The 19,592-nt window shown below is 51.9% G+C and carries 25 protein-coding genes and 1 pseudogene; 13 read left to right on the top strand and 13 right to left on the bottom strand.

Annotated features, from left to right (window positions below; translation table 11 throughout):
• Nucleotides 1-25 precede the first annotated feature (25 nt).
• From G6Q29_RS10880 to G6Q29_RS10865, 4 genes and pseudogenes are all read left to right on the top strand, one after another.
• Entirely contained in the window at nucleotides 26-427 is a 402-nt protein-coding gene (locus G6Q29_RS10880) for an Exc2 family lipoprotein (protein ID WP_165465611.1), read from the top strand.
• Between the two features lie 887 nt (nucleotides 428-1,314).
• Nucleotides 1,315-1,680, top strand: a complete 366-nt coding sequence (locus G6Q29_RS10875; protein WP_165465610.1) for a DUF1870 family protein — start codon at nucleotides 1,315-1,317, stop codon at nucleotides 1,678-1,680.
• Nucleotides 1,681-1,798: 118 nt separating this feature from the next.
• Nucleotides 1,799-1,975 (top strand): hypothetical protein, encoded by a 177-nt coding sequence (locus G6Q29_RS10870; protein WP_165465609.1) that lies wholly within the window; start codon nucleotides 1,799-1,801, stop codon nucleotides 1,973-1,975.
• 318 nt (nucleotides 1,976-2,293) lie between these two features.
• Nucleotides 2,294-2,538 (top strand): annotated as a pseudogene (locus G6Q29_RS10865) (IS3 family transposase); the annotation flags it as partial.
• 6 nt (nucleotides 2,539-2,544) lie between these two features.
• Here G6Q29_RS10865 and G6Q29_RS10860 read toward each other — a convergent pair.
• Nucleotides 2,545-2,976 (bottom strand): hypothetical protein, encoded by a 432-nt coding sequence (locus G6Q29_RS10860; protein WP_165465608.1) that lies wholly within the window; start codon nucleotides 2,974-2,976, stop codon nucleotides 2,545-2,547.
• Nucleotides 2,977-3,381: 405 nt separating this feature from the next.
• On the opposite strand from G6Q29_RS10860, the gene icd reads away from it, so the two are divergent.
• Together icd and G6Q29_RS10850 are read left to right on the top strand one after the other, a co-directional pair.
• A complete protein-coding gene (gene icd / locus G6Q29_RS10855) occupies nucleotides 3,382-4,632 on the top strand; it encodes an NADP-dependent isocitrate dehydrogenase (RefSeq protein WP_165465607.1) in 1,251 nt (416 codons plus the stop codon).
• A gap of 75 nt (nucleotides 4,633-4,707) precedes the next feature.
• Nucleotides 4,708-4,953, top strand: coding sequence for a DUF2543 family protein (locus G6Q29_RS10850; protein WP_165465606.1), 246 nt, complete (start codon nucleotides 4,708-4,710; stop codon nucleotides 4,951-4,953).
• A 4-nt stretch (nucleotides 4,954-4,957) separates the two neighbouring features.
• Here G6Q29_RS10850 and G6Q29_RS10845 read toward each other — a convergent pair whose 3' ends face one another.
• Entirely contained in the window at nucleotides 4,958-6,457 is a 1,500-nt protein-coding gene (locus G6Q29_RS10845) for an EAL domain-containing protein (protein WP_165465605.1), read from the bottom strand.
• Nucleotides 6,458-6,581: 124 nt separating this feature from the next.
• Nucleotides 6,582-6,674: a stress response membrane protein YncL gene (gene yncL / locus G6Q29_RS10840; RefSeq protein ID WP_165465604.1), complete on the bottom strand. Its 93-nt coding sequence runs from the start codon at nucleotides 6,672-6,674 to the stop codon at nucleotides 6,582-6,584.
• Nucleotides 6,675-7,044: 370 nt separating this feature from the next.
• Between yncL and G6Q29_RS10835 the strand changes: the two genes are divergently transcribed.
• On the top strand, nucleotides 7,045-7,293 hold the full coding sequence (locus G6Q29_RS10835) for a GlsB/YeaQ/YmgE family stress response membrane protein (RefSeq protein ID WP_003857896.1): 249 nt from the start codon (nucleotides 7,045-7,047) through the stop codon (nucleotides 7,291-7,293).
• 52 nt (nucleotides 7,294-7,345) lie between these two features.
• Here G6Q29_RS10835 and yoaJ read toward each other — a convergent pair whose 3' ends face one another.
• The 3 genes from yoaJ to G6Q29_RS10820 are packed head-to-tail and all read right to left on the bottom strand — an operon-like array spanning nucleotide 7,346 to nucleotide 8,593.
• A complete protein-coding gene (yoaJ, locus tag G6Q29_RS21885) occupies nucleotides 7,346-7,420 on the bottom strand; it encodes a protein YoaJ (protein ID WP_165465767.1) in 75 nt (24 codons plus the stop codon).
• The gene (locus tag G6Q29_RS10825; RefSeq protein ID WP_165465603.1) at nucleotides 7,421-7,519 is read right to left on the bottom strand and encodes a YoaK family small membrane protein; all 99 of its coding nucleotides are present in this window, start codon (nucleotides 7,517-7,519) and stop codon (nucleotides 7,421-7,423) included.
• A gap of 45 nt (nucleotides 7,520-7,564) precedes the next feature.
• On the bottom strand, nucleotides 7,565-8,593 hold the full coding sequence (locus tag G6Q29_RS10820) for a sensor domain-containing diguanylate cyclase (RefSeq protein ID WP_165465602.1): 1,029 nt from the start codon (nucleotides 8,591-8,593) through the stop codon (nucleotides 7,565-7,567).
• Between the two features lie 311 nt (nucleotides 8,594-8,904).
• Here G6Q29_RS10820 and G6Q29_RS10815 point away from each other — a divergent pair, with 311 nt between their 5' ends.
• Nucleotides 8,905-9,159: a putative hemolysin gene (locus G6Q29_RS10815; RefSeq protein ID WP_165465601.1), complete on the top strand. Its 255-nt coding sequence runs from the start codon at nucleotides 8,905-8,907 to the stop codon at nucleotides 9,157-9,159.
• A gap of 80 nt (nucleotides 9,160-9,239) precedes the next feature.
• The gene (locus G6Q29_RS10810) at nucleotides 9,240-9,545 is read left to right on the top strand and encodes a hypothetical protein (protein WP_165465600.1); all 306 of its coding nucleotides are present in this window, start codon (nucleotides 9,240-9,242) and stop codon (nucleotides 9,543-9,545) included.
• Here G6Q29_RS10810 and G6Q29_RS10805 read toward each other — a convergent pair whose 3' ends face one another.
• Complete coding sequence (locus G6Q29_RS10805) at nucleotides 9,546-9,890, bottom strand: DUF488 domain-containing protein (protein ID WP_165465599.1); 345 nt, start codon at nucleotides 9,888-9,890, stop codon at nucleotides 9,546-9,548.
• 151 nt (nucleotides 9,891-10,041) lie between these two features.
• Here G6Q29_RS10805 and G6Q29_RS10800 point away from each other — a divergent pair, with 151 nt between their 5' ends.
• Nucleotides 10,042-10,749: a CTP synthase C-terminal region-related (seleno)protein gene (locus G6Q29_RS10800; protein ID WP_165465598.1), complete on the top strand. Its 708-nt coding sequence runs from the start codon at nucleotides 10,042-10,044 to the stop codon at nucleotides 10,747-10,749.
• Between the two features lie 30 nt (nucleotides 10,750-10,779).
• On the opposite strand, the gene G6Q29_RS10795 is transcribed toward G6Q29_RS10800, so the two are convergent.
• A complete protein-coding gene (locus G6Q29_RS10795; RefSeq protein WP_165465597.1) occupies nucleotides 10,780-11,967 on the bottom strand; it encodes a CynX/NimT family MFS transporter in 1,188 nt (395 codons plus the stop codon).
• Nucleotides 11,968-12,066: 99 nt separating this feature from the next.
• Here G6Q29_RS10795 and G6Q29_RS10790 point away from each other — a divergent pair, with 99 nt between their 5' ends.
• Nucleotides 12,067-12,858, top strand: coding sequence for an AraC family transcriptional regulator (locus G6Q29_RS10790; RefSeq protein WP_165465596.1), 792 nt, complete (start codon nucleotides 12,067-12,069; stop codon nucleotides 12,856-12,858).
• On the opposite strand, the gene G6Q29_RS10785 is transcribed toward G6Q29_RS10790, so the two are convergent.
• Nucleotides 12,842-13,288 (bottom strand): DUF441 domain-containing protein, encoded by a 447-nt coding sequence (locus G6Q29_RS10785; protein WP_003857881.1) that lies wholly within the window; start codon nucleotides 13,286-13,288, stop codon nucleotides 12,842-12,844. The two genes, G6Q29_RS10790 and G6Q29_RS10785, sit on opposite strands and share 17 nt — an antisense overlap.
• A 419-nt stretch (nucleotides 13,289-13,707) precedes the next feature.
• The gene (locus G6Q29_RS21730; protein ID WP_242637210.1) at nucleotides 13,708-14,196 is read right to left on the bottom strand and encodes an MFS transporter; all 489 of its coding nucleotides are present in this window, start codon (nucleotides 14,194-14,196) and stop codon (nucleotides 13,708-13,710) included.
• Nucleotides 14,197-14,350: 154 nt separating this feature from the next.
• On the opposite strand from G6Q29_RS21730, the gene yoaI reads away from it, so the two are divergent.
• Nucleotides 14,351-14,452 carry a small membrane protein YoaI gene (yoaI, locus tag G6Q29_RS21725; protein WP_017384693.1) on the top strand — a complete coding sequence of 34 codons (102 nt, stop codon included), beginning with the start codon at nucleotides 14,351-14,353 and terminating at the stop codon, nucleotides 14,450-14,452.
• A 20-nt stretch (nucleotides 14,453-14,472) separates the two neighbouring features.
• Here yoaI and G6Q29_RS10775 read toward each other — a convergent pair whose 3' ends face one another.
• From G6Q29_RS10775 to yeaG, 3 genes are all read right to left on the bottom strand, one after another.
• Nucleotides 14,473-14,973 carry a YbaK/prolyl-tRNA synthetase associated domain-containing protein gene (locus G6Q29_RS10775; protein WP_165465595.1) on the bottom strand — a complete coding sequence of 167 codons (501 nt, stop codon included), beginning with the start codon at nucleotides 14,971-14,973 and terminating at the stop codon, nucleotides 14,473-14,475.
• A gap of 101 nt (nucleotides 14,974-15,074) precedes the next feature.
• The gene (locus G6Q29_RS10770) at nucleotides 15,075-16,358 is read right to left on the bottom strand and encodes a YeaH/YhbH family protein (RefSeq protein WP_165465594.1); all 1,284 of its coding nucleotides are present in this window, start codon (nucleotides 16,356-16,358) and stop codon (nucleotides 15,075-15,077) included.
• 89 nt (nucleotides 16,359-16,447) lie between these two features.
• The gene (gene yeaG / locus G6Q29_RS10765) at nucleotides 16,448-18,382 is read right to left on the bottom strand and encodes a protein kinase YeaG (RefSeq protein WP_006809140.1); all 1,935 of its coding nucleotides are present in this window, start codon (nucleotides 18,380-18,382) and stop codon (nucleotides 16,448-16,450) included.
• Between the two features lie 432 nt (nucleotides 18,383-18,814).
• On the opposite strand from yeaG, the gene G6Q29_RS10760 reads away from it, so the two are divergent.
• Nucleotides 18,815-19,561 (top strand): MipA/OmpV family protein, encoded by a 747-nt coding sequence (locus G6Q29_RS10760; RefSeq protein ID WP_165465593.1) that lies wholly within the window; start codon nucleotides 18,815-18,817, stop codon nucleotides 19,559-19,561.
• Nucleotides 19,562-19,592: the final 31 nt, after the last annotated feature.

The following is a 19,592-nucleotide window of genomic DNA, read 5'->3' as shown; positions in this document are numbered from 1 at the left end:
TATAAAGTAAAACGGGTAACCGACAATGAAAGAAATCTTTATCGCGGCCACGCTGGCCGCAGCGCTAACAGGTTGTGCTGCTCACTCTTCTCCGGAAGTAAATGCCCGTCATTATGTGATGACTGGCATGGAGACTCACGACGCTAATCTGGTCGTGAATAAGGCTGACAGTATTAAAGCCATACTGCCTGTTTTCCGGGAAGTGTATGAGGCCGGTAAAGCAGATAAAGCACGGGGGATCACCATTCAGCATGCGATGAAAACGGCTGATGAGATTCGTAAGAATGCTGTCTCATCTGATGCGATTAATGTGACTTTCGGTAATAACCCGAGCACGCATTTTGAAAGCTATCTTTCGCCGCGTGAAGCGCACCTGCTGGGTGTTGCCCTGTGCCGTACTTACCTGGATGGATATGACGGTAAATAAGATACCAGGGACATAATAAGCATTCAGGAGATTGAAGCGCGCTTGCTCCAGGACCGGATAAAAATTCTGGAGCTGGCAAGAAACTGGGACTGTGATTCGCATTTTTCATGTGGAACCGGCCATACATGGTACCAGTCTCTTACCCAGATTATTGATTGAAAACGATGCCCTCCGTGTGTCAACCTTAAACTCTGGCTGCGGGAGTGTTGGGGGTCTCATCCGGGTAATACAATGGCGCCCCGAACCGGGCATACTGGACCACCTTCATCAGCTACCGCGGCCGTTATCATCCTCATAATCAATGCCGTCAGTCGGCATCCTGGCTACCAGCCCGCGCGGGGGAGCCATTTCAGTACAAAATGTCATTCATGACTTCCTGGTTATATGTTTCTTTGTCATTAACAAGGCGTCTTGCGCTTATCGCTGTCGCATACCAGGTAGACATCCAGCGTCCTGAACTTCCGGCGTTCCCAGTGACCGAGGAGCATCAAGGGGCGCAAACACTCCAGCCTGCGGTAAACGTGCCGAGTCGGTGGGGGATATATCTTGATATAGAATGTTCCTGGATTGTCGCGAGAAAATGATGCTAAAAAGATAATATCACTACATACAAATTAACGTTTTTTATAATGGCATGTATCTTTTTAGGTGTTTTTCGCCTTTAAAATCTTAGCTGGTATGCTTAAGGACGTTGTAAATTCAGAATTGATGAGTGTAAATCCTGTTTTACGTCACTGTTCCACGATTTGGTATTCCATATTACTTGTAAGGTGGTCAGACGATAGGTAATATCGGGCGTCAATAAGTCAACATACCAGGACGGCGTAAGAAAACTGAGGGAGTGGTTTGTATGACTCCATCTTTTTTTATATAGACGCGAGGGAAAAATGAACAATCTTGCACTGCTTGCTTGCAGAAAAATGCTGTTCCTTGAGGTGGCAGAAGCGGCTAAGTACATTGGGAACGTTGAGGCACGTACCTGGCGATACTACGAAGCCGGGCGCAGTGCTATTCCCGAACATATCGCATCCAAAATGATCGGTTTTATGCAAAGACGCGATAGCCTCCTTGATGAATTGCGTCAAAAAGCCATCGACTTCAGAAAGCGCGGAGAGGGGAGGCAAGCTGTTCCTTTTTATGTTTCATTTGAGCAGTACCAGGAAGAAACCGGCCTTGATGATTTTATTGAATGGCGGATCGACCAGTCTGTTAAGACCCGATTATACGTAGACGATTTAGTGGTGTTTTACTGATCTCTTTCGGGACGTGCTTTGAGAGCAAAGCACATTTATAAAATGCAGCACCAATGTTAGGGCAGCAGCCTTCTAAACGGACTTATAGACAACAAAGCAACGACATCGGAGGCTAAACATGCCAGTTAAAGACTATATTGCTATTCATTACGGTGGAAATCAGGCTCTTTTTGCTAAAGCTCAGGGCACTAACCCTCAGGCAGTTACGCGATGGATCAAAGAAAATTTCATCGTGGTCCGCGATGTGTTGTACTCCCCACGCAGAGAATTGAAAGCCCCTCAAATTAAGGCATAAGCTTCGCTTACGCTTGGGTAGGCATAGCCATGCAGCCACGTACATGCCGGCCAAATTCGTCCTTTTGATGATATGAAAACTTAGTACCGGCATGTACTTCTCCAGCCTCTATTATTATTTCTCTATCATAAACAGTAACTTAAGCGCGTTCTTAATGAGCTTTATTATCGGGTCTACGCAGGGTCTTTGCGTCACGATGTATGTATAGGGTAATTAAAACCCCTTATTTGTTCGTGGTTTCATCATTGGCAGGGGCTAAACCTGGGCCTGGATAGCTTTTTGCTTCTTAGCACGCTGCAACTTCAGGTGCTTCTAAACCTCATCGAAGCCATGGTGGATAAGAAGGCACTACAGGTGGCTATGGGGTGAAAGTAGTGACGATAGACAAGAAGCGGGAAGCCGTTGAGTTTATGTTAGATGCGACCGGTCTGTCGCAACGTCGTGCCTGCTGGCTTACCGGTTTGTCCCTGTCGACCTGCCGCTGTGAGGGGCAGCGTTCGGCGGCTGATGCACGTTTATCAGGGCGGATCACAGAACTGGCGCTCGAACGAAGGCGTTTAGGGAGAGATTCATCGATTTGACTTCACTACGCTGTCACAGTTGCGAGAATCCCAAAACTGAGCCGCTACGGTTTGCCACGATTCAGGGGAGTAACTTAAACCCTGACTTTTAAGAGAGACATCCATTTCATCAGCAGTGTCAGCGGTAGATTGCTGGTAGAAAACGGCATAGTCAGAAGCAAGCGTTGCAGGTGCGGGGTTGTACTCGTATGGCAACATGCGCCCGTTCACAGCTTTCCATGCAATAACGTTATCTTCGAATAGTTGAGCAATTACCTCGTTTGCGCGGTGTCTCGGAGTGGTCATGTTTCCGATATACGCACAAATAGCACCAGCTTTCACAGCCTGATACTCTGCCATAGATACACCTTCACCAGTAGCAGGCGCAGTACCAGTGGACGCCAGCAGAACCAGTGTCACAATGGACAACTTAATTTTCATGGGAACCTCGGAAAATATTGAAGTCATAAATTACACGTTGCAGCGTTTAGCATCCATGACTTTTGATAACTTCCCATTAGCGCAAATTCTGGTTAGTTGCTGAATCGAGGAATGTCAAAATTTGACCAAAAATCACTTTGTTACTTAACGCTGGCAGGGTTTTTGTTCACAGGAATCTGGTATAACTAATTGATGTCAGATTGGTTTATTGGTAGTCACACAAAATACTATGATTCCTCTAAAAGCAATTTTCGTCATGGTATTTTCAGGCGTTATCAATTGCCGCATTATAGCCTAATAACGAAGACCTTTCATGGCGTCGGACAATCAGGTACTATCGGAAGGCTCATTACAATTTATTAACATAAGATCAGTAACAACCAGAAGCGCTCGAAGGAGAGGTTAATGGAAAGCAAAGTAGTTGTTCCGGCGGAAGGTACAAAGATCACCCTGCAAAACGGCAAAATTAACGTTCCCCACAACCCGATTATCCCGTTCATCGAAGGTGACGGTATCGGTGTAGACGTTACCCCTGCGATGCTGAAAGTGGTTGATGCCGCTGTTGAGAAAGCCTACAAAGGCGAGCGTAAAATTTCCTGGATGGAAATTTACACCGGTGAAAAATCGACTCAAGTTTATGGCCAGGACGTCTGGCTTCCAGCCGAAACGCTGGACCTGATCCGCGACTATCGCGTTGCTATCAAAGGCCCTCTGACCACGCCAGTTGGCGGCGGCATTCGCTCCCTGAACGTGGCGCTGCGTCAGGAACTGGATCTGTATGTGTGTCTGCGTCCGGTGCGTTACTACCAGGGTACTCCAAGCCCGGTTAAGCACCCGGAGCTGACCGACATGGTTATCTTCCGTGAAAACTCAGAAGACATTTACGCCGGTATCGAATGGAAAGCGGACTCTGCTGATGCAGAAAAAGTGATTAAATTCCTGCGCGAAGAGATGGGCGTGAAGAAAATTCGCTTCCCTGAGCATTGCGGTATCGGCATCAAGCCGTGCTCCGAAGAAGGGACTAAGCGTCTGGTGCGTGCCGCCATCGAATACGCTATTACCAATGACCGTGACTCTGTGACCCTGGTGCACAAAGGCAACATCATGAAGTTCACCGAAGGCGCGTTTAAAGACTGGGGCTACCAGCTGGCGACCGAAGAGTTCGGCGGTGAACTGATCGACGGCGGCCCATGGCAGAAAATTAAGAACCCGAACACCGGTAAAGAGATCATCATTAAAGATGTGATCGCCGATGCGTTCCTGCAACAGATCCTGCTGCGTCCTGCTGAGTATGACGTAATCGCCTGTATGAACCTGAACGGTGACTACATCTCCGATGCGCTGGCAGCGCAGGTGGGGGGTATCGGTATCGCCCCGGGCGCGAACATCGGCGACGAGTGCGCCCTGTTCGAAGCAACTCACGGTACCGCACCGAAATATGCAGGCCAGGACAAAGTCAACCCAGGCTCTATCATTCTGTCCGCAGAGATGATGCTGCGTCATATGGAATGGTTCGAAGCCGCAGACCTGATCGTTAAGGGTATGGAAGGCGCGATTAACGCCAAAACCGTCACCTATGACTTTGAACGTCTGATGGAAGGCGCTAAACTGCTGAAATGCTCAGAGTTTGGCGACGCGATTATCGCGAACATGTAATCCACTCGCTGGGTTAAGTGACAACGGGAGCCTGAGGGTTCCCGTTTTTTATGCACACAAGAAGGAAACAATGCAATGAACCATGATATCCCGCTTAAGTATTATGACATCGTCGACGAGTATTCGACTGAAACGGCGAAACCGGTTGAAGAGGCAGAGCGTACGCCGCTGGCACGTTATTTCCAGCTGCTGCTTACTCGCTTATACAATAATGAGGAAATCAGTGAAGAGGCGCAGCGGGAGATGGCCGTGCAGGCAGAGATCGATGAAGAGCGCATTGACGATATCGCGAACTTCCTGAATCAATGGGGCAATGAATAACGCGTCATCGCGCTGAGTCTGTCAGCAGGCTGGCCAGGTCGTGCCGGGTGAGCGACTTTGAGAAGTACCAGCCTTGTACGAGGGATTCGGGGTATCTCTGCGCGATGAACTGGTATTGCGTTTCGCTTTCGACCCCTTCAAAAACGAGGGTCTTATGCAGTTTAGCGAGCGCGTCGCTAAAGATCACCAGAATATCCTGTTTATAGTGCTCGTTGATGCCGTCCACTAACGACTTATCTACCTTGATTTCGTCATATTTGAGATTTGACAGCCTGGCCAGATTAGAGTTTTTCACGCCAAAATCATCTATTGAAATTTTAACACCTGCCGATTTAAGCTCTTCACAAAACGCCTCAAGGATGGCCGAGGTGGAAACGCCATTCTCGGATATCTCAACCTTGATTAACGATAAGGGAATAGCGTTTTGTAAGCATTCCTGACGTAACACCGCCAGGAATTTGCCGTCTTCAATTTCCGTTCGGCCAACGTTCAGCGAAATCATTAACTGATGTTCAGTGGCCAGCGCGGCAATTTCTGACAGGGATTTTTTAATCATGTTCTGATAATAAACCTTATACAGGCCTATTTTTTTAATTAACGGGATAAACAGCTCAGGAGAAACCTCTCTGTGATTGTTATCCTGCCATCTCGATAGCACTTCAACCCCGACGATTTTTTTATCAGCAACCCGAATAATAGGCTGGAAATGAACGCTGATAGTATTCGCTTCCACCGCCTTAACCAACGTCCGCTCCAGAGAGCGCCGGTCTTCATAAAGTCGAAGGGAAAACAGCGTCAGCGATACCCAGATAAAGTATAAAAACAGGCACAGGAGCATCATCACTGCCTGGGAAAGTGATGCCAGGCCGGCATCGTGGTGTGTAACGGTAACGCACAAATCCCAGTGTGTACTGCACTCCGTCACAGCCAGCGTAAATAACAGAGAGTGTACGCGGCCAAGGTTATCTGAAGGAGATGCAATCGTGAAAAAGGTTCGCTCGAAATCCCTGGTGGAAGAATGAAGCGAATAATTGGCAGTGACGGGAGTAAATTTATCGTAGGCCGAACGGGAGGTGAAGATAATAAGATGTTTATAGATTGTCGCGTTGCCGACAAAGAAATCTTTCTGCGAAAATTGTGCCAGACTGAATCCGTTCTGGGTTTTATGAATCTCAGAGGGAAGGGCGATGGGATGTACCAGCTTGCCCCAAAACGCGGTACACGTGATTTTCCCCTTTTCAATAAATCCCACATCGGCGAAATAGAGGCTCTGCATCTTTAATTTTCGATAGACGTTCAGACTTGCGTTATCGCATCCCTGTGCAGAGGTATTTTTAAGCGTACTGGTGATATTTTGCGTTAACTCTTCGGAATAGCTTAAAAGCGTGTGGGAGAGACCCCTCTGCCGGTTCATTTGCTGCTCAGCGATAATGGCGTTTACAGCATACAGCGACAGGATGACCATTAAGGTTGATATGATAACAACGGCAATGGTCTTCTTCATTTTCCTGCGGTCTCGCCACGTCCTGAGGTGCTGGGATCTTAACACAGGTCATAAAAGCTACAAGTATAAGCGTTGAGCCCGCCCGGAAATGAAAGGAACGCGACCGTGCCAGGCTCATTTCATTTCAGAACCACTCAAACCGTGTAGAGAGCAGTACCAGTAGCGTACTGGCAAGAATAAGATTAAGGCAGATGACAAACTTGCTTGATACGTTCATGTTATCTACGTTTTTTGCTTTTCAGGAACCACAGAGAATAGCGTTTCACCCCCACAAAAAAAACGCCAGATTTTGGTGGTTTCAGGCAAAAAAAAGCCCACTCAAAAGTGGGCAAGAAATACTGGAAGCAATGTGAGCAATGTCGTACTGAATACCCGAGTGATTTGCTCAACTATTCAGTAATGAGAAAGATAATCTTTCTCAGTAAAAGATGCAACCCCACGATGAGTGTGGAACGACCATTTTTTACTGCTCATATTTTATTCAAACGAACCGTGTGATTTTTATCACAAATTTCCTTTCTCCGATCCTGTGCTATTCTTTTCTGTGTCGTTGATTTAATGACAAAAACCATACGGAGAGGAAAGCTATGGGAATTTTATCCTGGATTATCTTTGGGCTGATTGCGGGGATCCTGGCGAAGTGGATTATGCCGGGCAAAGATGGCGGCGGTTTCATCGTCACGATCATTCTGGGGATTGTGGGTGCAGTCGTCGGTGGCTGGATCAGTACCCTGTTCGGCTTTGGCAGAGTTGATGGCTTCAACTTCGGCAGCTTTGTCGTTGCGGTGATTGGCGCGCTGGTGGTTCTGTTTATTTACAGAAAAATCAAAAGCTAAATCTGACCTGTGTTAAAAAAGGCTGCCTGACGGCGGCCTTTTTACTTGGGCGTTACCACCAGCCTAACTGCGCACCGGCGACGGCCACGATGGCGACAATCAGCATGATGAGGGTGGTTTTTTTCATTTATGCCCCCGGCGCGGCGTAACCGCCAAGGAAAAACCAGCCTAAAAACGCCACCGCCGTGATAAAAATAACCACCGGAAAGAGGATCCCTATTCTCATGCCATCACCTGTTTGAGTTTGTATAAGGCCGTAGAGTGTACGGTTTTAATCTAACGCGACAAAGCCTGTTTTGCTTTTTCCTTTTTTATCCTGATACATCGCGAGGTCTGCGGTGCGCAGGGCGCTATCTTCATCAGTGCTGTGAGGATCAACAATAACGACGCCAAGGCTTGCCCCGGGATAGAGAATTGTGACATTGCCTAAGCCGTATTCACCCGCGATACGGCCATTGAGGCGAGTTTTAGTTGCGTTGACCTCTGGGCTGGTCTCACCTCCATCAATGTTACTCAGGCAGGCCACCAGAAATTCATCGCCGCCGAGCCGGCCGATAATCTCATCCTGCGTTTGCTCATGCGTCAGCCGCTTGCCGACCTGTACGAGGAACCGATCGCCCGCCTCATGGCCGTATTGGTCATTGATTCGCTTGAAATCATCGAGGTCAATAAAGGCCATCATGACGTTGCGGTTAAGATGGCGCGCCAGTGAGAACAGGGTGGTAAGGTTTTCAAAAATGGCGCGACGATTCGGCAGCCCAGTGAGGGCATCAGTGTAAGAGTGGGCAATGAGCGCCGCGTTTGCTTCACGAAGCTGATGCACAAGCGACTCTTTCTGAATGTACTGACCAATTAAACCGGCAAAGAGTTTGATTACCTGCTCGCCACGCTCGCTAAACTGTTTCTGTGCGGTGCTGGCAGCGCAAAGCGTGCCATACAGAGAACCGTCAGCAAGATGAACCGGCACGCTCATATAGGTTGTAATTCCCAGCGCTTTTGCAGCCTCACACTCCGGCCACCGTTCGGGGACCTCATTACTGAACAACGTGTCGCTATCCATGGCGCGTTTGCACAGCGTTTCGTCCCAGGGCACGCTTAATCCTTCCGGGATCTGCATTTGCTTGCTGTTACGGGCATATAAAATGTGCTGTAGACGCGCGTTGACATCGATTTTGGTCAGGTAGGTTGATTCCATATCGGTCACAATTTCCAGCATTTCCAGTAGCTGACGCACCAGACTGTCGAGAGATTGCTCGGTGGAGAGGGTTTCTGAAACACGGGCAAGAATGATATCTGACATAAAGCAGGTTGACTCCCATGCAGAAGACCTCTGTATCTGCATGTTATGCTGAAAATATAGACTCCGGTCATAGTTAAACATGAACGGGAAAATTTTTATAGATTCTTCTGGAAGCGGATGAGGGCGAGGCCAAAAAAAGCCCCGATGTTGAGATCGGGGCAAAACATCTTGATTACGGAATGATGTTCTCTGGTCAGAGTGAGAACAGACATCACTATAAGTAAGAATCATGCAGGTTTAATGGAGAAATCATGGAGAAAACGGTAATGACCCGTTACTCTGACGTTTTTACATCCTGAAGGATCATGATAATGAAATATCTTCTCCTGGCGCTGCTTTTACCGCTTACCGCCTGCTCAACGAAGACACCTCCTCCCGATGCGCCTGCGCCGCCACACGCTATTGGTATGGCAAACCCGGCGTCAGTGTATTGTCTGGAGAAAGGGGGAGAGCAAATCCCTGTTCAAAGCCCGCAGGGTGTACGTACCGAGTGCAAATTGCCAGGCGGGGAAGTCATCGATGAATGGGATCTCTATCGTCGCGATCATCCGCAACCGACCAGATGACAACGGCAATAAAACTGCGATACACTTCTTTTTAGGATTATTCTTAGCCAGTTTCTGGCAGTATGTTTGCGAGAAGAAGTATGTTTCAGTTAAAACCGGGCAGCATGGCGATGATCGTGGGTGCACGTACGACGGCAGGCCGTCGGAATATCGGTAAATCCGTGGAGCTGTTTGGCCTTTGTCAGCCGGGTCAGCGTTTTGTGAACCCGGTTAACGGCGTCATGACGCAACTACCCGCCACGTCAGCGCGTGCGCTGTGGCTGGTCACCGGTGATGTTTACACCTTTGATAACCAGCACGGTTTTGCGTTTGTTCGCCCTGAACATCTTATGCCGCTCACTCCGGACGAGATGCCACACAACGTTGATGAGCTGGCGATCGGTTAATCACAATTTACGCAGCCAGTCCGCCAGTACCAGGGCGTGATTCTGTTCCGTATTTTTCGCACCATAGAGTAGCGTCACGGTCTGCTGTCGGGCGAGGGCGGCCAGGCGTTTGCCTTCATCCTGATGTTGCGCCAGTTCTTTACGATAGGCTTCACTGAATGCGGTGAAATCTATCGTTTCACTGTGAAAGGCTTTTCGCAGTTCGCTGGACGGCGTTAGCGATTTGCACCACTCATCAAACTCGAGGTCGGTCTTTTTTATTCCCCGCGGCCAGAGCCTGTCTACCAGAACGCGGTAACCATCGTCTGACGCTGCCTGTTCATACACGCGCTTACATTGAATCATCCGTTTTCCTCCATACCGTGCGACGCTTAGCAAGAACACTATAGCACCCGGCGTTTATCCTCCCAATTTAAGGTATTGTGATAATTGCAAAAGATCGGTAGTCTGAGGTTCCTTATGTTATCTGAAAATCCTCTGGCATAAGGAATCTCTCATGGAACTCTCCCCGGTTAAGACGACGCTGCGCATTGCGCTGGTAGGTGATTACAATTCCGATGTTATTGCGCATCAGGCGATCCCGCTGGCGATTGACGACGCCGCTGCGGTTCTGGATCTCACCGCTGATTATGACTGGCTCGCCACGCCTGAGCTGACCAGCCCCGAAGACCTGGTCGGGTACGATGCCATCTGGCTGGTACCGGCAAGCCCGTATAAAAACACCGAAGCGGCGTTTATTGCGGCGCGTTACGCACGCGAAAACAGCATCCCCTTTCTCGGCACCTGCGGCGGATTCCAGCATGCGCTGATTGAGTATGCGCGTAATGTCCTGGGCTGGCACGATGCAGGCCATGCCGAAACGGATACCGAAGGGAGGATGGTAATTGCGCCGCTGACCTGCTCGCTGGTGGAAAAAACCGACGCGATCGAACTGCGGAATAACACGCTGATTGCCAAAGCGTATGGCAAGCCGGAAATTCAGGAGGGATATCACTGCAACTACGGCGTTTCACCTGAGTTTGCCAACCAGCTTGAGCGGGGCGACATGCGCGTAACGGGCTGGGACGAGCAGGGCGAGATCCGCGCGGCAGAGCTGGTAACCCATCCTTTCTTTGTCATCACCCTGTTCCAGCATGAGCGAGCCGCGCTGCAAGGTCGCCCGGTCGTGCTGGTACAGGCCATGCTGCGGGCGGCGCAGGGATAAAAAAGCAGACCTCCGGGTCTGCCTTGACTATCAGCGGGGTGTGATCTCCCGGTCACGCCCGGCAAGCAAGCCGCATAAAGCCATCACCACCGCGGCCAGCGCGCAGGCGAGCAGCGGAATGCGCCAGTCTCCGGCGGTATCATGAATTTTTCCCATCAGCGGTGGGCCACAGGCCGCCAGAAGATAGCCAATCGACTGTGCCATGCCGGAGAGCGCCGCGGCCTGATGGGCCGAGCTGGCGCGCAGCCCGATAAACGTCAGGCCGAGGATCATGGTGGCGCCGGAGCCAAAGCCAAACACCAGCGTCCAGACGACGGCCAGCCCCGGTGCGAACCAGAACCCGGCCGCGCTGACGGCGCACATCAGGGCGACTAGCCCGGCAATGCCACGCTGATCGTTAAGGCGGTGCAGGATCAGCGGAATGGCGAGACCGGGAACAGCGGTTGCCAGCTGGAGAAGCCCGTGCATGGAGCCAGCCTGCGTTTCGCTGTAGCCGTGGCTAAGCAAAATCGCGGGTAACCAGCCGATAATGACATAGTAAATCAGCGAGTTAATGCCTAAAAAAAGCGTCACCTGCCAGGCGAGTGCCGAGCGCCAGATAGCCCGATTGTGCAACGCGCCCGCTCCTGTCAGGGTGGTGGCCGGTCTGTGGCGCCATTGCGGTAACCACAGCAGCAGCGCCACCAGCGGGAAGAACATCAGCATCAACAGCGCCCCGTGCCAGCCAGCACTCCCCAGCGATAGCGGGACGATCAGCGCCGACCCTGCGGCAGCAGCGGCGCCCATCGTCAGCGAATAAGCCCCCGTCAGTTTTGCGACCTGGCCCGGAAAATCACGTTTGATTAATCCGGGTAACAGGACATTGCCCAGCGCAATCCCACAGCCCACGATCGCCGTACCGATAAACAGCAGCGAGGCCGACGGCAGCGAGCGTACGCCAATCCCGATGCAAATCAGCAGCAGAGCGATAAAAAGGCTGCGCTCCATGCCCAGGCGCCGGGCGAAGCCTGCTGCAAGGGGAGAGATAAAGGCGAAGGCCAGCAGAGGCAGCGTCGTGAGCAGGCCGGTTTGCGCCGTGCTTAAGCCATAGTCCTGTCGGATGGTGTCGAGCAGGGGGGCGACACCGGTAAACGTGACGCGCAGCGTCGTGGCAATCATCAGGATGCCTGCAATCAGCAGCGCACCCTGTTTCCCGGAAGGTTGAATAGCAGTAGTCATTATTGTCTCTTACGTTCAGGCGAGCGCATACCATACCGATTTAAGTCGTGGTTGAAATCAGGCTAAAATGACAGTTTATCGCTAATATCGGACAATTTTATGTACGGACTGGGACTCGACGGCTACGATCCCGACAGCCAGCGCGACGCGGCGGTGGCCTTTCGCATCCGCGTGGTGGCACAGGAACAATATATTCCGCTGCATCAGCACCGCAAAGGGCAGCTGATTATGGCGCTGGGTGGCGCTATCACCTGTGAAGTGGAGAACGCGATGCTGATGGTACCGCCCCAGTATGCGGTGTGGATCCCGGGTCAAACGCCGCACAGCAACAAGGCGACGCCCGGCGCGCAGCTCTGCCTGCTGTTTATTGAACCCGGTGCGCTCGAATTGCCGACGCGTACCTGTACCCTGAAAATATCGCCCCTGGTGCGGGAGCTGGTGCTGGCGCTTGCGGACAGGTCACGGGAAGAACTTCCTCTCCCCGCTACCGGAAGGCTGGTTGGCGTCCTGTTTGATGAACTGACCCTGCAACCACAGGCGCATCTTCAGCTGCCGGTTTCTCCGCATCCAAAAATTCGCCTGATGAGTGAGACCATGGCAAACGAACCGGCCGCCTGGCAGACGCTGGCGCAGTGGGCCAGCCACTTTGCCATGAGCGAGCGCAATCTGGCGCGGCTGGTGGTGAAAGAGACTGGCTTAAGCTTTCGCCGCTGGCGCCACCAGCTCCAGCTGATTGTCGCCTTGCAGTTTTTGATCGGCGGAAAGTCGGTCCAGCAGGCGGCGCAGGCGCTGGGGTATGACTCCACCACCGCCTTCATCACCATGTTTAAGAAAGGACTGGGACAGACGCCCGCCCGCTATATCGCCAGCCTGACTACGACTTCCCGATAAACAGCGAAACCAGGCCGGCAGCAATCAGCGGGCCAACCGGCACGCCACGAAACAGCGCTACGCCTAACACAGTGCCCACCAGCAGCCCGGCCACCAGAGAAGGCTGGCTGCTCATCAGCGTCACGCCGCGCCCGCCAAGCCATGAGACAAAAACGCCCACCGCAATCGCCACCAGCGATTTCCAGTTTACAAAGGAGTGCAGCAGCGTTGAGGCCGGTAGCGTTCCGCTGGCAATCGGGGCCATCACGCCGATGGTCAAAATAATGATCCCGATAGTAAGCCCCTGTTTTTCAATCCACGGGAAGAAGGTATTCAACGGTGTGACGCGAACGATGATCAGGACCAGAATGGAAATCGCGACGGTGGTGTTGTGGCTGACAAAACCCAGAGCAGCCAGGGCCAGAAGTATGAGCAGTGTAGGGTCGAACATGAGGGGATCCTTGCCAAAAATAGTAAGCCTGCTTACTTTACGCGCAAACGCGACGACAGGCAGGCTTTACTGAAAAAATTGCCTATTTTTGGGCACTTGTCTGACGTCAGTCCACCAGTTGCTGGATAAGCGGACACCCTTCGCGGATAAACACCGGGATGGTTCCCAGCGCCGCAGGCACCCGGATATGCTCCCCACAGGCGTAGCGCTTACCAATAAGGGCGATCCAGCTATTACTCGTCGACAGCCAACAATCGCGCCGCCGATCGCCATTCCCGGCTTGAGTACGGCGAGGAAGGGGGAGAAGATCACGCCGTCCATGCGTTGGCCCTGTTTCCATTAGCCGTAATCGGCGACGTCCGCCATCATCACCCACTTCAGCGTGGTGGTGGCCCGGTAAAGGGTGGAGTCGATAAACGTCATGGGTGCCAGAATAAGCACGGATTTAGGCGCAAGGAACAGGACGATGCTGGGTCTCCCCCCAGTACGGAACAGTATCCAAACATCTGCACTTTGCCGACGTTCTGCTTTAGACGTTTGGCCAGCGCGCTGCCTGCGGTTTTCCCGCGAATATGCGCCCCGAGCATCCATATAAAATAGCTTGCGCTACCGAGATAATAAGTGACGAAATACAGCATTGTGCTAAGACGAATAACGCCAAAACCAATGTTGGTTAATACCAGGACGGCACCAACCCGCCATTGGTCGTTTCGTAATAAGTCCCGCAGTTCCGCAAGATAATTATTGTGGGTAGCGGGAGCCTTAATACATTCAAGCGTATTGGCGAAGCAGATCCAGAACATGACGACCGCGACGGTCGCCATAACGGCCATCGCCCGGCGGTAGCCCCGTAATTTATTGTCGCCGCCTAAAAACGCTGCCAGCGGCATCATAAAGAATGTCGACACCGTGTCACCCGGCGTGGCCAGGAAAAAGCGATAAGACTGGAGGAAAATTCGGAATCGTTTCAGCGAAAATAGTCATTTCGCGGACGCGACATTGTCATTTAACTGTCATTGTGCGGGAGTAAAAAAGAGGCAAATGGGCAAAGCAGAGATCACCATGAACGATCCTATGTTTGTCGAAACGCTGATTATCTCCTCATCGTTTTTTATCATCGCGATTATTTTGATTGCTTCCGTGCTGCTGCTGGAGAACGGCTGACCGTTAGCCAGCCCCTGTATTTATTCTTTACGGAACGTCACCAGTTCAGGACGGGCGATACGCAGATAGTCCTGGGTATCCATTATCACCGACTTTTCCAGCAGGCCGGCGTTAAACGCGATCTCGTCGAAGCGCTCAAACAGTAGCGGATCGGCGACCAGCGTCAGATCCGGGTGAAAGCTGAAGGGGGGAATGGCGCCGAAAACGCAGCCGGTAAGCGCATCCACTTCTGCCGGACTGGCGAGAGAGGCCTTAAGCCCACCGAAATGACTTGCCAGCAGGCTCAGATCGGCCTGCCGATCGGCGGCGAGGATTGCCAGAATATGTTTCTTTACGCCGTTGCCTTTTACCTTGCAGACCAGCGCTTTTGCACCCTGCCGGAGATCGGTCCCGCGAATTTCGCTCACCGCTTCGCATTTCCCAACGGCCTCATGCGCCACCACACGAAAGCGCGCCCCCTGGCCGGTTAATAAGCGGATTAGCTGTTGATGGGTCGTCGTCCCGGTCACGTCATCAGACATAACAATGTCACCTGTGATTTGCCAATACGTAGGTTGCTACATTAGCACGGGACAGAGGGGGGGATGAAAGAAAACAGCCAGCGGAAGCGCTGGCTGTTGGGTCATGCGTTGCTGGTGGAACTCTGCTTCTGGAATAGTTCCCGGAAGACCGGATAGATGTCATCCTGGTCACGAATGTGCTGCATCGCAAAGTTATCGAACATCGCTTGCAGATGCTCATACTCGCGCCACAGCGTCTGGTGGGCGCGACGGGTAATTTCAATGTAACTGTAATAACGCACCACCGGCAGGATCTTCTTCGCCAGAATTTCATGACACAGCGGCGAATCATCCGCCCAGTTATCACCATCCGATGCCTGCGCGGCATAGATGTTCCACTGTGCCGGATCGTAGCGCTCCTTCACTACCTCATCCATTAGCTTCAGGGCGCTCGACACGATGGTGCCACCGGTCTCCTGCGAGTAGAAGAACTCATGTTCATCGACCTCTTTTGCCTGAGTGTGATGGCGGATGTAGACCACTTCCACATTCTTATAAGTTCTGCTCAGAAACAGATAGAGCAGAATATAAAAACGCTTAGCCATATCCTTGGTGGCCTGATCCATAGAGCCTGACACGTCCATCAGGCAGAACATCACCGCCTGGCTGGAAGGCTCCGGCCGTTTTTCATAGTTCTTGTAGCGCAGGTCGAACGTGTCGATAAACGGCACCCGGTCGATCTTCGCCCGCAGTTCTGCAATCTCTTGACGCAGGCGCTCCTCTTCAAGCAGTTGCGCCGGTTCTGTGTTTTCAACCACTTTCAGGCTGGTTTCCAGCTCGCGCAGCTCACGCCGTTTACCTGCCGTCATTGCCGTGCGTCGCGCCAGCGAGTTTTGCAGTGAACGCACCACGCTGATGTTAGCGGGCACTCCGTTTGCGGTATAGCCCGCACGATGGGTTTTGTATTCGTTGAGCTGACGGTGCTGATTCTTTCTCAGATTCGGCAGGGCCAGATCCTCAAACAGCAGGTCGAGATATTCGTCTTTTGAAATCTGAAAGACGAACTCATCCTGGCCTTCACCGTCCTGGCTGGCCTGTCCCTGACCGCTGCCAGAACCGCCGCCTCCGCCTTGTGGCCGCTCGATTCTGTCATTCTGGACGAAGTGGTCATTACCTGGGTGCACGCGATGACGAAGGCCACCACGCCCCTGATGAAACATCGGTTCGCTGATGTCATCGTTGGGGATGGAGACGGATTCGCCGCTGTCGACGTCGGTCACCGAGCGTTTGTTGATGGCCTCGGAGATCGACTGTTTAATTTGCGCTTTATAACGGCGCAAGAAGCGCTGGCGGTTCACCGTGCTCTTGTTTTTGCCGTTAAGACGCCGGTCAATAAACCAGGTCATATATCCCCCGTACTGCATTTGCCAACTTGCAGCGTCCGTAAATGCCGGACATTTTTTTGGCCCGGTAAGCGCGTTACCGGGCACGTGTTTTAAGATGATTTACGCACGCGCAGATACCATTCACAAAGCAGGCGGACCTGTTTGCGGGTATAGCCTTTCTCCATCATACGGTCGACAAAATCGTCGTGCTTTTTCTGCTCGTCGGTTGAGGTTTTGGCGTTGAACGAGATAACCGGCAACAGCTCTTCCGTGTTAGAGAACATTTTCTTCTCTATAACCGTGCGCAGTTTTTCGTAGCTGGTCCAGTTCGGATTACGGCCGTTGTTATGCGCTCTGGCGCGCAGCACGAAGTTCACAATCTCGTTTCGGAAGTCTTTCGGGTTGCTGATCCCGGCTGGCTTCTCAATTTTTTCCAGCTCCGCGTTCAGGGATTCACGATCAAATAGCTGACCGGTATCCGGGTCGCGGTACTCCTGATCCTGGATCCAGAAGTCAGCGTAGGTGACGTACCGGTCGAAGATGTTCTGGCCGTATTCGGAATAGGATTCCAGGTAGGCGGTCTGGATCTCTTTGCCAATGAACTCGGCGTATTTCGGGATCAGATAGCCTTTCAGGAACTCCAGGTAGCGTTCAGCCTGCTCCTGTGGGAACTGTTCACGTTCAATTTGCTGTTCCAGCACGTAGAACAGATGAACCGGGTTGGCGGCCACCTCCGCGTGGTCGAAGTTAAAGACGCGGGAGAGGATCTTAAACGCGAAACGCGTCGACAGGCCGTTCATCCCTTCGTCGACACCGGCGTAATCGCGGTATTCCTGGTACGATTTCGCTTTCGGGTCGGTATCCTTCAGGCTTTCGCCGTCGTACACGCGCATTTTTGAGTAGATACTGGAGTTTTCCGGCTCTTTCAGGCGCGACAGAATCGAGAAGCGCGACAGCGTTTCCAGCGTTCCCGGTGCGCAAGGAGCATGCACCAGCTCACTGTGGTTGAGCAGTTTTTCGTAAATCTTGATTTCCTCGGAGATCCGCAGGCAATAAGGCACTTTGACGATGTACACGCGGTCAAGGAACGCCTCATTGTTTTTGTTGTTACGGAAGGTCACCCATTCGGATTCGTTGGAGTGGGCGAGGATAATCCCGTTAAACGGCAGGGCAGAAATACCTTCCGTCCCGTTATAGTTCCCTTCCTGGGTGGCGGTCAGAAGCGGATGCAGCACTTTGATCGGTGCTTTAAACATCTCGACGAATTCCATAATCCCCTGGTTGGCGCGGCACAGCGCACCGGAATAGCCGTAGGCATCCGGGTCGTTTTGCGCGTGATGTTCCAGCTTACGGATATCGACTTTACCCACCAGCGCCGAGATATCCTGGTTGTTCTCGTCACCGGGTTCAGTTTTGGCAATGGCGATCTGCTCGAGGATAGACGGCCACACTTTCACGACGCGGAATTTGGTGATGTCCCCGCCAAACTCGTGCAGACGTTTTGCCGCCCACGGCGACATGATCGTACCGAGATAGCGATGCGGAATGCCAAACTCTTTTTCCAGAATCTGCGCATCCTCTTGCGGATTAAACAGGCACAGCGGATGGTCATTGACCGGGCTGCGCTCGCCGTTGGCGCTCAGCACATAGATCGGCACGCGCTGCATCAGCGCCTTCAGCCGTTCAGCCAGGGAGGATTTACCCCCACCGACAGGACCCAGCAGGTAAAGGATCTGTTTCTTCTCTTCCAGCCCCTGAGCGGCATGCTTCAGGTAGGAGACGATCTGCTCGATGGCATCTTCCATGCCATAGAACTCTTCAAACGCCGGGTATCGGGCGACCACCCGATTCGAAAAGAGACGGGAAAGCCGTGGCTCCAGGGCAGTATCAACCATGTTTGGCTCACCAATAGCCATCAATAGCCGTTCTGCCGCATTGGCATAGGCACTGCGATCTTGCCGACAAATGGTAAGAAACTCCTGCAGTGTGAACTCTTCGTCCTTGGCAGCTTCGTAGCGCTGGCGATAGTGATCGAATATATTCATGGCATGCCGTCCTTTCGTTTTTTAGCACAGGATAAGAGCCGTTCGTATGAGTAGTGGAGGCTCCCGGAAGAGAATTTTTCGCACCTCACTGCCAGAGCAGCAACCTGTGTGCCAGGTCGAAGGCTATGAACCGCAGGGTGTTCAGCAAAACCTCTTCTTAAATTAAAGCGTAGATGGCAATTGCAAAACTTGCATACGGATAAAATCTACTTTCAATGACATATCAATAACTCATCCAAAAATTTCCACTGCGGTTATAAGCTAAAAGTGGGTTTTTCATTTATCGGTCACATAAATGAAAGCGGGATGTCATCTGAAAAATGAAAAATAACGGGTTAATCAAACGGATTAGCGCGCAAAAAATTTTGGGATGTACGGGAATGGCGGTTACACTTCACCCGCTGATTATTTGACTACAGGAAAGAATGGATTGTGACCAAACTCAAACTTCTGGCATTGGGCATCCTTGCCGCCACCGCAGCGAGTACCGTACAGGCTGAGAGCCAGTGGACTGTTGGCGCGGGTGCTGGCGTGATTAACAGCCCGTACAAGCAGTATGACCGCGACGTATATCCTGTCCCCGTTGTCACCTATGAAGGCGATAACTTCTGGTTCCGTGGGTTGGGCGGCGGCTACTATCTGTGGAACGACAAGGCCGATAAACTCTCCGTTATGGCCTATTACGATCCTACGCACTTTAAACCGGGCGATAGCGACAGCAATGCGCTTCGTCAGCTGGACAAACGCAGAAGCTCACTGATGGCAGGGCTTTCATACGTCCATAATACCGAGTATGGCTTCCTGCGCACTGCGCTGGCGGGCGATACCCTGGACAACAGCAACGGCTTCATCTGGGATCTGGCGTGGCTTTATCGCTATACCAACGGCGCAGTGACGCTGACGCCGGGTATCGGTGTGCAGTACAGCAGCGAGAATTACAACGACTACTACTATGGCGTGTCTAAAGCGGAATCTCGCCGCAGTGGTCTGAAGAGCTACAGCGCTGATGACGGCTGGGATCCGTACCTGGAACTCACCGCCTCGTATAACTTCCTCGGGGACTGGAATGTGTACGGTACTGGCCGTTACATTCGTCTGAGCGATGAAGTGAAAGACAGCCCGATGGTCGACAAGTCCTGGTCTGGCATCTTCTCTGTGGGTGTGACCTACAAGTTCTGACCAGAACGTGATGCATTAAAACGGGGCGCTT

Source organism: Enterobacter cloacae (genome assembly GCF_011078175.1).
GTDB lineage: Bacteria > Pseudomonadota > Gammaproteobacteria > Enterobacterales > Enterobacteriaceae > Enterobacter > Enterobacter cloacae_Q.
This window is presented reverse-complemented; position numbering and strand designations above follow the sequence as displayed.